The 13,530-nt window shown below is 36.7% G+C and carries 7 protein-coding genes; 3 read left to right on the top strand and 4 right to left on the bottom strand.

The genetic code is table 11. From position 1 onward, the window contains the following. Window positions 1–90: 90 nt before the first annotated feature. The 3 genes from DWB61_RS12060 to DWB61_RS12050 all read left to right on the top strand — a co-directional run bounded on the left by DWB61_RS12060 (window position 91) and on the right by DWB61_RS12050 (window position 4,047). On the top strand, window positions 91–1,593 hold the full coding sequence (locus DWB61_RS12060) for a sulfatase-like hydrolase/transferase (RefSeq protein WP_125031157.1): 1,503 nt from the start codon (window positions 91–93) through the stop codon (window positions 1,591–1,593). A 121-nt stretch (window positions 1,594–1,714) separates the two neighbouring features. Then, on the top strand, window positions 1,715–3,130 hold the full coding sequence (locus DWB61_RS12055; RefSeq protein WP_125031156.1) for a sulfatase family protein: 1,416 nt from the start codon (window positions 1,715–1,717) through the stop codon (window positions 3,128–3,130). Between the two features lie 71 nt (window positions 3,131–3,201). Further along, a complete protein-coding gene (locus DWB61_RS12050) occupies window positions 3,202–4,047 on the top strand; it encodes a DUF1961 family protein (protein WP_125031155.1) in 846 nt (281 codons plus the stop codon). A gap of 100 nt (window positions 4,048–4,147) precedes the next feature. Here DWB61_RS12050 and DWB61_RS12045 read toward each other — a convergent pair whose 3' ends face one another. The 4 genes from DWB61_RS12045 to DWB61_RS12030 form a co-directional block, all read right to left on the bottom strand. Continuing rightward, the gene (locus DWB61_RS12045; RefSeq protein WP_125031154.1) at window positions 4,148–7,066 is read right to left on the bottom strand and encodes a ligand-binding sensor domain-containing protein; all 2,919 of its coding nucleotides are present in this window, start codon (window positions 7,064–7,066) and stop codon (window positions 4,148–4,150) included. A 224-nt stretch (window positions 7,067–7,290) separates the two neighbouring features. Continuing rightward, the gene (locus tag DWB61_RS12040) at window positions 7,291–8,556 is read right to left on the bottom strand and encodes a glycoside hydrolase family 88 protein (protein ID WP_125031153.1); all 1,266 of its coding nucleotides are present in this window, start codon (window positions 8,554–8,556) and stop codon (window positions 7,291–7,293) included. A gap of 102 nt (window positions 8,557–8,658) precedes the next feature. Beyond that, on the bottom strand, window positions 8,659–10,284 hold the full coding sequence (locus DWB61_RS12035) for a RagB/SusD family nutrient uptake outer membrane protein (RefSeq protein ID WP_125031152.1): 1,626 nt from the start codon (window positions 10,282–10,284) through the stop codon (window positions 8,659–8,661). Window positions 10,285–10,369: 85 nt separating this feature from the next. After that, window positions 10,370–13,510 carry a SusC/RagA family TonB-linked outer membrane protein gene (locus DWB61_RS12030; RefSeq protein WP_158614402.1) on the bottom strand — a complete coding sequence of 1,047 codons (3,141 nt, stop codon included), beginning with the start codon at window positions 13,508–13,510 and terminating at the stop codon, window positions 10,370–10,372. Window positions 13,511–13,530: the final 20 nt, after the last annotated feature.

Genomic DNA, 13,530 nt, shown 5'->3' with positions numbered 1-13,530 from the left:
ACTTATTATTGTTTGTCGGCTATGAATTCTAAGGAGCTCAAAGCCGACAACTAACACTCCGATAAATCGCGGAATTATAAACGACCGTAAATGACTAAAAATAATATATCCCGAAGAAATTTCTTAAAAAGCTCAGCAGCTGTTACTGCTGGAATGACTTTGATTCCACAGGGTTTTCTTACGTCTTGTATGAAAAATGGGAAACGCCCGAATCTACTGTATATTTTTCCAGACCAGTACCGTAAACAGGCCATGGGTTTTATGAAACAAGATCCAGTGAACACACCAAATATCGATGCACTATCAAAAGAGGGAGTGGTTTTTACCCATGCAGTGAGTAATCATCCTCTCTGTAGTCCTTACCGTGGTATGTTGCTTACAGGAAAATACCCTCTATCAAACGGAGTCCTCTCAAACTGCCACTCAGGCAGAACACCACATGGCAACTTTCTAAATCCTGATGATGTCTGTTTCTCTGATGTGCTTTCACAAAACAATTACAATGCAGGCTATGTAGGCAAATGGCATTTGGATGGACCAGAACCTCCTGAAGATGGCAAGGGCAAAGTATGGGACTCTTTTTGCAAGCCAGGCAAATACCGTCATGGATTCGATTTTTGGTATTCTTACGGAGCCGATGACAACCACCTAACACCACACTACTGGATTAACGAGGCCAAGGAAGATGAAGCTAAATACTTCGAGCAGTGGTCGCCTGAACATGAAGCTGAAGTTGTACAAAAATATTTAGAGAATGTAGGCGATAAATTCCGTGATGATGAGAAACCATTCGCATTATTCTGGGGTATCAATCCACCTCACCACCCTTTCAATCTAGTTCCTGAAAAATACAAAGAGCGTTTCGAAGGCAAAACGGAGAAAGATGTCCTAAATCGAGCTAATGTTCAGTTTAGTAACAACACAGAAATGGGTCAGCATGGTTTTGGCGACATGTGGGTAGACGATCGTATTGATCAATCTACCGATTACTTTGCCATGTGCGAAGGGGTTGATCTGCAAATCGGAAAAGTACTACAGACTTTAAAAGAACAAGGTCTGGACAAAAACACAATTGTAATTTTCACATCAGACCATGGTGAGATGTTAGGAAGCCAGGGGATGATGCACAAAAACGTATGGTTCAGTGAGGCTTTCGACATTCCTTTCATTATCCGTTGGCCAGAAAAAATCAAAGCAGGAAGCGATGATCTTCTTTTAAGTGTGCCAGATGTAATGCCAACCCTTTTAGGTTTGATGGGATTAAATAAGCAAATTCCTGAAGAAGTAGAAGGTAAAGACTATTCAGGTATTTTCAGAGATGAAAAAGTTGACCGTCCTGAAGCTGCTCTATACTTCTTTGCAAAACCTGAAGATGATACAGAAAAACGTCGTGGGGTTAAAACACATACGCATACATACGTAATAGCCTATGATAACAAGGGTAAAAAGCATAATTTCTTATACGATGATAAGAATGATCCTTATCAAACAAAGAATATTTATGGTGCGAATTCAGAATTGGAGCAAGACTTGACAGAAAAGCTTCGTGAAATTCTAATCAGAACCAATGACCCTTTTATTAGCTATTTATAATTAAAGTCGGAAACTCAACTTAACTCCTATCCTATGGCAGGAGTCTAAAATAACTGTGAGCTCAAGAGTAGGGACTCGATAATATCCCCTTTTCTTTTCTCATTCTAATATTAGAAATAATATGGACAGAAGAAAATTCCTAAAAAACAGCAGTCTAACCCTAACGGGGATAGCTGCATCGAAATTGCTTTGGGGACAGGAAAGCATCTTTAGCCTAAAACCAGAATTAATAGGCACGCGCCCAAATATATTATTCATCATGACTGATCAGCAGTTTGCTGACGCGATGAGCAATACCGGTAATAAAGATTTAAAAACACCGGCAATGGATTATATCGCATCGAATGGGATGAAATTCGAAAAGGGCTATTGCCCTACTCCATTGTGCGTCCCTTCGCGTTCGTCGATGTTTACGGGTATGTATCCACACGAAATTAATGTACCCATCAATAACATGAAAGCCCAGTGGGACACCAAGCAATATCCTTATATGGGTAAGATTATGGCTGAGGCTGGATATGATACTGGGTACGTTGGAAAATGGCACTTACCTGCCTTGCCTGAAGATATCAATACACATGGATTCGAATACATCAAATACGCCAAGGACAATAGAATTGATGCCCTTGTAGATGGTGCCTGTCGTGACTTTATGATGAAAGAGAGAGAGAAGCCCTTTATGCTTGTGAGTTCTTTCGTGAATCCCCATGATATTTGCCAATGGGCACGTGGTGACGAAATGCTAAACGATCACCTTGGAGATCCTCCTGCTCCAAAGGATTGCCCAGATCTACCTGAAAACTTTGAAATCCCGGAATTAGAGCCAGACATACTTCGTCTAATGCAAACCTATACCCCATCAACTTATCCAACGTCTCAATGGAATAAAGATAAGTGGCGACAATACCGATGGGCTTACTTCCGATTAATAGAGATTGTTGATGCACGAATCCAGAAGGTATTGGATGCTTTGAAAGAATCAGGACAGGAAGAAAATACCATTATCATCTTTACTTCAGATCATGGAGATGGACATGGTGCACATAGATGGAATCAAAAGCAAGTGCTTTACGAAGAATCAGCACGTGTCCCATTAATGGTGAGTTGGAAAGGTCATACCCAAGGAGGATCAGTGAATAATAAAGAAGTTGTTTCTTCTGGAATTGACTTGATTCCAAGTATGTGTGATATTGCTGGTATTGCAGTTCCTGTCTATATGAAAGGGGCATCCTTTATGGATTTGGCTTTAGGCAGAGAAGATAACTCTTGGAGGAAATATACGGTGATTGAAACTGAATTTTGTCAGTCAAAAAAAACATTTGATATAAAAGGACGATGTGTCAGGACCGAAAACTTTAAATATATGGTGTATGACAAAGGTGATCTCCAAGAACAATTGTTTGATATGGTCAATGATAAGGGTGAAATGCACAACCTTGCCTACAAGTCGGGATATCAGAAACAGCTAAGAAGACACCGGAAATATCTTAATGAATGGATGAAGGAAACTAAAGATAATTTTCGACTGCCATTTTAAATAAATGAACTAAAAGGAGCTGGTTATTCATATATCAACTCCTTTTTTCAGATCACCTTTGACATAAAAGCATGAAAAAACACCTACTGCTTATGTATATATGCCTAATGACATTCACCGCATGGACTCAGGAATCCCTCGAAATAGGCAAACAGAAACAATTGGTTTACCAATGCGATTTCGAAAACAAGACATCATTGGATGATTGGGTGATGGAAGGACCTGGCATAGCCAGAATTAAAAAAGGTCGTTTGGAACTTTATTCGCACTACCACAAGAAGGTAAATCACAGAATGAAAAAAGGTAAACTGGTATTTGAAGAAGGAACTAAAAAATGGTATCAATATTATGTGGATGATTTGGCTAGGAAAGCCGAACCAGAATTGTATCCAATCTATAAAAAAGGTAAAACATTTCGTGGTGGTCACCTCGTGTTCTGGAACAATACAATTACACCTGAAAACTACGTGATAGAATTTGATTTTCAAAGCCCCATTCCCTATCCTTTACACATGATCATGTTTTCAGCCACAGGAACAAAAGGTGAAGATGTTTTCGATCCTGCGTTAAAACCACGTTGTGGACTAGCGGCCCAGTACACCAAAGGCGATATTTACAATTACCGCATTTCATTTTTGGCACCCAAACGTGGTACGGCTAACTTGCGAAAATGCCCGGGACGTCGTTTGGTGATAAAGGGAGAAGACTACAGCATTAAAGACCTAATTGGCAAGCATCATATGAAAGTGATCAAGTGGAAGGATCAAATAGAGTTCAGAATTGATGATAAACTGGTCTTTCAATATAAAGATATCGAGAACGACGCCCCTCTGGGTGCAGGACAAACAGCAATACGTCTAATGGTTCCAGCCAGAGGTTTTTATGACAACTACCATATTTTTGAATTGAAGGAGTAAATCACGAATCACACTCCGATAATACAAAACATAAGTTCCAAACTCACTATTTGAAACTTATGCTTTCAATATTTATAGGCAAACTGGGAAAGGTTTTAATTTAAGCTTCTGGATCTATTTGTTCTAGATACTCACTAGGTGTCAAATCAGTAAACTTTTTAAAAGTTCTATAAAATGAGGTTTTAGAATTAAAGCCACATTCCTCTGCTATTGCAATCAAAGTGAAGTCTCTACTTCGCGGGTCTTTTAACCTCTCCTTGACATCTTCAACTCTAAATGAGTTTATAAAATCGTTGAAATTGCTCTCTAAACCTTCACGAAGAGTGCTGGATAAATAGACTTCAGTCCATCCAATCTGAACAGCTAACTGTCCTTTTGTAAGGCGCTTATCTCTATAAAGCAATGTCTCTCTCATAAAATCCATAAGCTGTTTTGTGGACTCAGCCCATTCTGATACATCTTTAGCTGAAACTTTCACACGAGAAATGTTCTTTATCGTTTTTTTATCTTGCTGTTGTGTATTGTACTTTTTCGTTTGGATCATTCTAAATCGTGACTTCCTTAGCCAAACAATCAGTATCAAAACGGATGAAATGAGAAGCCCATACAATAGTCCACTATTTTTACTCCAATCTCGACTCACCTCAATCTGTAGAACTTTAACTTTAGGACTCCACTTCATATGATTATTCGAAACCTTGACCGCTAAAGAATGATCTCCAACCTCTAGTGCAGGTAGTTCTATTTTATGCTTTGATAAGTCTAAAGGCTTCCAAGTTGAATCTTGTGGTAATATTCTATATACATACGTATTTTTATATGCTTCTACATAAGAATCCGAAGTCAGTTCAACACTAACATTTCGTTCCGAATCATCAATCCTAATCTTCTCAATATCATTATCATAAACTGACAAATCACGACTTATATTTACGATCCCTCTAGAAGAAGAGACTTGAATAAACTGCAAATTGGGTAGATAAGTGTTCATTTTAAAATCCATAGGATTAAAGGCATTCAGTCCATTATTGCCTCCAAAATACAATTGTCCACCAAAGTGTTTACAAGCCACCTTATATTCAAAGATATTCCCTTGCAAACCATCTTCCTGATAAAAATTAGCGACTTGCTGTTTTTCTACATCAAAACAAGATAAGCCCTTATTAGTCCCTAGCCACAATCGTCCTAAGCTATCTTCCTGAATGCTAAGAACCACTTTACCTGCAAGACCTTCTTTGACTCCTATAATATCAAATGACTCATTAAGCTTATTGTATTTATTTAAGCCACTGCCAGTCCCTATCCACAAGTTCTTTTTAGAATCTTCGAAAATCGCATACACACTATTATTACTTAAGCTTCTAGATTTTTCAGAATGCTTATAACTTATAAATTTAGTTTGTCCATATGGCAATTTGCATAAGCCTTTCATATGGGTTCCAACCCAAATATCTCCATCAGAAGTTTGGTGCATCACTTTTAGATTAGTACTAATCAGTCCACTGACAGAGTCTTTTTTGTAAAGCTGAGTTTCACCCTTAGACGGATGCCATCTCCAAAGTCCTTTATCAATTTCAGCAAACCAATAATAACCATGGCTGTCTTGCATAATTTCAAAAACACCCTTCTTGAAAATTATTTTCCCTTGTGCATCGAAGTTTTCAAAACAATTTTTCACACGATTATAAAGCAGGACTCCCCCATCGGTACCAAAAAAAAGTTTATTCTCCCTATCAACATATGCAGTACGAATAGCATTGTGTCTCTTCCATCGTTCGGTTCCATATTCCATCCGATAGGATAAAAAATTCTGTGTTTTCGGATCAAAACTATTAATCCCGTCTTTAAGACTCCCAATCCAAATTTTCCCTGATGGATGAGCAACAAGAGTTCTTAGAGTATTATCTACCAAAGAATTCTTATTATCGGGGATATTCTGATAAAGATCAAACAGTAAATTTTTAGTATAAAAATAATTGATCCCCTGCATACTTCCAACCCAAAAATTCCCTGATCGATCAGCCAATAAAGACAAAATTGTATTGCTAGAGATACTTTCGGGACGCAAAGGATGATTTTGGTAATGATAAAACTCACCACTTATTCTATCAAAGCGATCAAGTCCTTTTTTGCTTCCAATCCAAAGTTGTCCATCCAAATCTTCAGCAATCGTCGTTACGCTATTATCCAATATAGAATAAGAAATCTTATCAGAATGACAATAAGTCGAGAAACTTTCTTCTTCAGGATTGTAATAACCTAAGCCGTTTGACGTTGCCAACCACATAGTTCCTCTACTATCTTTATAAATAGATTCAATATAATTAGAACTGATCGAACTTATATTCTGCCCCTTTAATCGTTTAAAAACTCGCTTTTTTTTAAGAGATATATCCAAAACTGTCAAACCATTACCCGCCGTTGCAATCCATAAATTTTGCTGAGAATCAAAACAAAGGTCATTAATTACCCGCTCCCCTTTTGAGTAATTAATTGATTTGCTACTAAAAGGGAAATGTTCGTATTGATTAAATTCTTTATTTTCCTGATTAAAAAGGTACAAGCCATTTCTTGTCCCTACCCAAATTTCATTTTGATTAGATATAACAATCGAATTGACATATTGAGATTGAGAAGCTTTGGTTTCATATGGCAAAGAATAATGGATCATTTTCCCGGAAAAGGCATCCATTTGGATGATACCATTGGGTGTCCCTAGCCAAATATAGCCCAACTGATCTTCACAAATAGAATTGATTCTTTGATGTGCAATATTTTTATAAGACTCAAAAGGTAACGAGAAAGAACGGATGCTATAACCATCATATCGGTTAATTCCTTCTTTGGTGCCCATCCATATAAATCCATGAGAGTCTTGAAATAATGCATAAACCACATTAGAATTCAAACCATCTACCGTGTTCAATTTATGGAATCGTAGCGTTCCATTATTAGAAAAGCCAGATCCTGAAAAGGCAAAAAATAAGAAAACAAGGGATATATATTTAATAATCTTCATTTTGGTAATTCAACAGTAATTGTCTATAGAAGCTTTGATTAAAAAAATTCAAACTTAAAAACTGCTTAAAAATAACAATTCCTTTTCGATAGAAAGGCAGTAAAATCAATAAATTGACTACTAGCTGTTCTCATTCTAAAGAAAAAAGCTCCTTAAAGTTTTCCAAACCTTAAGGAGCCTCAATATTATTGAAAACTAAACTACCCATAAGGCAGATTATATTTTTACTTTAGCGTTTTACGTCTTAATAAAGCCTCAAGATAATAATAGTCAGCATAAACTAAAGCTACATCAATTTCATGTCCTTGTGGCTTAGCGCCTGTACTGTGAAGTAAAAATGCATCATTCACGCCTTTAGCCGAATAGGCTGACGAAGCCAATGAATTTATAATTCCATCAGCAGCAGCACAATAACGCTTTTTCAGTTCGGCTGTTTTTACCAAAGCACTCAGTTCGACCAAACCTGAAGCAGCAACAGCGGCCGCCGAAGCATCACGAGGCTCTCCCTCTTTACCAGTTAAGTTAAAATCCCAGTAAGGAATATAATCCGCTGGAAGACCTGCAATATAACGTTCTGAAACTTTCTTTACAAAATTCAAAAATTTGGGATCACCTGTTTCACGATATACCATAGTGTAACCATATACAGCCCAAGCTTGCCCCCTTGCCCAAACACTCTCGTCAGCAAAACCTTGCGAGGTGTTTCGGTTTCGAACTACACCCGTATTCTGGTCGTATTCTACCACATGATAACATGAAAAATCATTTCTAAAATGATGTTTCATAGTCGTTTCTGCATGCTTAATAGCAATATCTCTATAAACGGGATCTCCAGTCTCTTTCGAAGCCCAAAACAACAATTCAAGATTCAACATATTATCAATAATCGTGATGTGCTGCTTCCACTGAGGATGTAATTCATTCGACCATGACTTTATGGTTCCCACTTTAGGATTATATCTTGATATTAATGACTTTGCAGATTGAATCAAAATATCACGATATTCTTTATTCCCAGTTAAACGATAGGCTTGTCCATATGAGCAATACATCATGAATCCCACATCGTGGTGCTCACAGTTATCTTTATAGGGCTCTAGAGGCAAGGTTCTTTTCAAAGCTTCCTCTTTCCAATATTCATCCTGAGTGGTTTCATACATCTGCCAAAGAATACCAGGATAAAAACCAACAGTCCAAACCAAAACGTCATTCTTTGGCATTTTCCAATGCTTATCGCCAGATTCGATTAAACGAGGATGTGTATTGTAATCGGTATTTAAAGCCACTGACTTTTTTAATTGATCCTCACAAAGGTTCAATTCGTTTTCAATATTGATTTGTAGCTTTTCCTGAAAGATTGAATTCTCTCTTTTTTCAAGAACAGATTGAGCAGTCTGAGACGATTTGACTGTGTTTTTACAGGAAAGCACTGTTATCAGTAGCATTCCAACAGCCAGCAAGCTCAGGGATCTATTTAGAATTTGTAACATTCTTCTCATAATTTGACAATCAAAAGTTCATCCCCCTCACAAATTGAGAGGAATGCACTTAGATTTATAAAGGTAAATTGGAGTTCAGAAATAGTATATCAACTAATCCAAACCACTCCAAAGTTCTGACTGATCTAACAATTGATTAATGGTGACCTCTTTCAATGGTATTGGAAGTAAATTATGCTTCTCTTCAACATTATCACATTGACGATAAGCCCATGACGAACGTTCAATTCCATAATTGATCATATCCTGTTCAAGAATTTTCATATTAGTTAAAAGTCTTCCCCAACGAATCAAATCATGCTTACGAATACCTTCGAAACAAAACTCTCTCATTCTCTCGTCCATCAATTCATTAAAGAAATCATCTTGAGTAGCTACCAATGAGGCAGCGATATCTCCCAAGCCAGCACGATTACGTACCATATTAAGATAAAGAATCGCTTCTCCAGTCTTAGCCAATTCATTTAAAGCTTCAGCTTTCATCAACAAAATATCAGAATAACGCAGGTACGGGTAATTAATTCCTGTAAAGTTCTTATCGATATCTCCGGTTTCAAGAATTTTATATCCAAAAGTTCCATCGCCATTGTCTACCTTATCAACACGACGGAATTTACCTGGATACCAATTGGTTTTGTTTGTGTCCTTAAGAATAATCACTTTTCCTTTGTTATCGACCTTCCAATTGGCAATGTTCCATTCGTAACGATTATCAATTGACGAATCAAACTTTTCAATCATTGTAATTGTAGGGTAATGAAAAGCATAAGCGTATGGGTTAAGATTACCATTTGCATCGGCTTTAGGAAGTGCAATGGCAACTCCATTTAAATTTCCAATTCGACCATCTTCCCTAAGTCCCTGAGGACGTAAGTTTCCAAACTGAATTTCAAAGATGACTTCAGTATCATCATTTTTATCTTCAATCTCATTTAAAAACACCTGCTTGTAACTTGGTAATAATTGGTGATATCCAGTATTGATAACAGAATCACAATGATTAATAGCTAATTGATAAGCATCTTGATGTTCAAGTGGTTTACCTGCCATTGTCATATAAACACGAGCCAATAAAGCATGAGCTGCAGTTCTTGATGCATGGCCATACTGAGCTGTACCACCTGTTGGATTAGCTAAGTTCTTATAAGCAAATGTTAGATCTTCGATAATAAATTCATAAACTTCTGATGCTGGCGTTTTTGCTATATTATTAGCCGCACTTCCTTCTGTTATAGGCTGTTTACGCAAAGGCACATCACCCCATAGTCGAACTAAATCGAAATAATAAAAAGCTCTCAAGAAATGAGCTTCAGCCAATAATTTTGCTTTAATACCTTCCTCAATTTCAGAATCTTTAACTCTTGCTAAAAAATAATTAGCAGAATTAATTCCCTTATACAAAGTCATCCAAGCATTCTCAATATTTACTGTACTTGAATTATTCATATAAAGAGCAACAGACCAATTCACATTGGTTCTGTTATAAACAGCCTCATCAGTTCCATTAGTAAAGTTCATAGATAAAAGGCTGCCATACAAAGCATCACTTGCAATATCGCTATAAACAGCAGCAAGTGCCAATCGAGCTTCAGCCTCGTTTTTATAAAAAGTTTCGGGACTGATTGAGGAGTATGGCTCCTGATCTAATTCGTCGTGACATGATGTTAGTCCTAAAAACAATATTGAAAGGCTAAGCATCCAGCTTATATTTATCTTCATTTTATTCTTTTTTAGGGAGTAAGACTCAGGTTTGAACCTTGCTCCTTGTTTTTTATACTATATATTGATATACAAATAGCATTAATTAAAAACCTAACTCAACACCAAATGTTACAGTTGAGCTCATAGGGTAAGCTGAGTAATCCAATCCTGGAGTTAAGGCGCCATATTTTCCTACAGAAACCTCTGGATCAAACCCACTATAATTTGTAAATGTTAATAAATTCTGACCAGCCACATACACACGAGCCTTTTTAAACATCGTCTTTTTCAATAAATTTTTAGTAAAATTATAAGCTAAACTAATCGTCTTTAATCTTATAAATGAACCATCCTCAACAATACTTGACGATACCATATTTCCTGCCGCTGGGCCTCCTAAGACATTATTCTCTCCACGAATAATGTGAATATCATTGGTTGGATTATTTGGGGTATAACGATCAGAAACTGAAGCATAGTAATTAAAGTTGCTTCTCAACTCAGGATTTTCAAAATCGATACGATTGGCATTTAAAACATCATTACCGTAAGACCACTGAAAGAAAACAGATAAATCGAATCCTTTATAACTGAAATTATTGGTGATACCTCCAAAATGTTTTGGTAAAGGATTACCAATTACGGTACGATCTTTTTCATTTATCGTCCCATCGCCATTTAAGTCTTTATGCTTAACTGAACCAGGAATCACTTGTTTGTTTCCATTGTTTGGAACACCAGTTTTCAATACATAACCTGTTCCATTTACATAATTAAAGTCTTCAACCTGATATAAACCATCGGATATGACACCGTAAATTTGTCCTACTGACTGTCCTACTCTTGTTAGGTACTCATATTCATTATATTTGAAATAATAATCTGCATTCCAAGGTAAGTCCGTCTGACCATCATTTAAGGCGATACATTTATTTCTATTAAACGAGATATTGAATGAAGTAGACCACTTAAAATTATCATTCTCGACATTACGCGAGTTAAAACCAAATTCAAGTCCTTTATTCTCAACTTCACCAATATTTCTCCAGGCATTTCTAAAGCCAGTACTTGGCGAAAGGTCAGCTTTAATCAAAAGATCTTTTGTATTCTTCTTATACACATCTAAGGTTAAACTCAAACGGTTATCGAAGAAAGCAGCATCTAATCCTAAATTATACTGAATAGTCGTTTCCCATTTCAAATCCTTATCTGCTACATTCTGATGCTCAACACCTTTCTGATAAACGCCACCAAATTCGTAACCGCTATACTCACCTACACCCATCTGGGAAAAAGCACTATAATCACCAACTTTATTATTTCCAGTCTCACCCCAACCAGCTCTTAGCTTTAAGTTTGAGAAAACATTCATATCTTGAATAAATGACTCTTCAATCATTCGCCATGCGAAAGATACCGAAGGAAAATATCCCCATTTATTATTGCCTAAAAATCTTGAAGATCCGTCGGCACGCATAGTAGCACCAAACAAATACTTTTCTCTGAAAGAATAATCTAAACGAGAAAAATAAGAAATCATTGTACTTTTCCCCTTATAAGACGTTGGTAGAAGAGGAGCAGTACCCAACTCCAAACCATCAACACCCAAAGTCTCGATAGGCATTAAAGTATTTGCTGATACAAAAGAGTCATAAGTTCTTGAAGACATTTCATGACCAAGCAAAGCATCAAACTTATGCCCACCTGAAAACGTTTTCTTATAATTTAAGACATTTGAAGAAGACAGAATGTAATAACGACGGTCTGTCAATCGACCATTTATTCCTTTAATACCATAAGTTCCTTCGTAGGTATCTTTCCCTTGAAACAAGGACTCACGACGCTGGTCAGTTACATAGCCACCATTCATACGAAGACTTAATCCTTTAGCTAATTCGAAGTCACCTGTTAAATTTGCTCTAAATACATCCAATTCTTTAACACGATCAGTATTAGAAAGCGTTTTTACAGGATTAAAACGCAGATTATTTCTATCATCCGGATCTATTCCACCTTCCATACCATCATCATTAACAGGATTCACAGGTCGGAAAGAAATAGCATCCTTAATGATACTTACACGATTGTTTCCTGAAACTTGTTCCCCCTCCTGCTTAATATGAGAGTAGTTCACATTAAAACCAATCTTAATTTTATCAGTCAGTTTATGATTTAACTTCAGACTTCCATTATACTTTTGATAGCCCGTATGAATCATGGTACCTTCCTGGTTTAAGAAATCAATAGAAGCATAATGTTTTGTTTTATCATTACCTCCACTCATATTCACATTATGGTTATGAATGATGGCTTCACGGAAAATTTTATCCTGCCAATTAGTAGATTTTGTGTTACGATACAATTCAGGATCAACCCAATGCTCGTTAAATGTTTCCAAGTAAGTACCACCTTGTCCAGTTGCAATTTCTTCTTGCATTTTAACAAAATCGTAGGCTCCCATCACATCGACACGATTAGGAACCCATTGAATTCCCATAGAACTTCTTACATTAATACGTGTAGGACCTTCTTTACCACCTTTAGTGTTAATAATTACTACACCATTTGCTCCACGAGATCCGTAAATTGCTGTTGCGGATGCATCCTTTAACACATCAAAACTTTCAATATCACTTGTATTAATAGTACCTGGATCGAAACTTTCCATAGGTATGCCATCAACAACATATAAGGGTGAATTATCACCTGTTACCGAGTTACCCCCACGAATTACAATTTGCATTCCAGAACCAGGTGTTCCATCAGACGCCATAACTTGTACACCAGCCATACGTCCAGCTAAAGCCTGATCGAAATTTGCTACTGGAGATTTGGCTAATTCGTCAGATTTTACTGAAACAATGGCACCGGTAACATCCTTAATATTCTTTTTACCGTAACCTACTACTACTACCTGATCCAGTTGTTGCGTATCTTCTTCAAGTGCAATGATTAGGTTTGTTTGACTGCCAACACTTATCACTTGTGATTTAAAACCAATAAAAGAAACAACCAACTGAGCTTTTACACCAACCTGTAAACTAAATTTACCATCAATATCTGTTGACGTACCGTTAGTTGTTCCTTTTTCAAGAATACTTACACCAGGTAAGCTAATACCTGAAGCGTCATTTACAACGCCACTAATTGTTTTGCCTTGGGCAAAAATTAGACTCGACGAAAACATAAACACAAGCAAGAGTACTCCGTGTGTTAATTTTCTAAGTTTATTTATATTTTTCATGAAATTCATTTCTATAGGGT

Origin of the sequence: Ancylomarina euxina (assembly GCF_003863355.1) — a bacterium.
Lineage (GTDB): Bacteria > Bacteroidota > Bacteroidia > Bacteroidales > Marinifilaceae > Ancylomarina > Ancylomarina euxinus.
The sequence above is the reverse complement of the archived record's forward strand: the minus strand, read 5'-3'. Positions and strand labels throughout refer to the sequence as shown.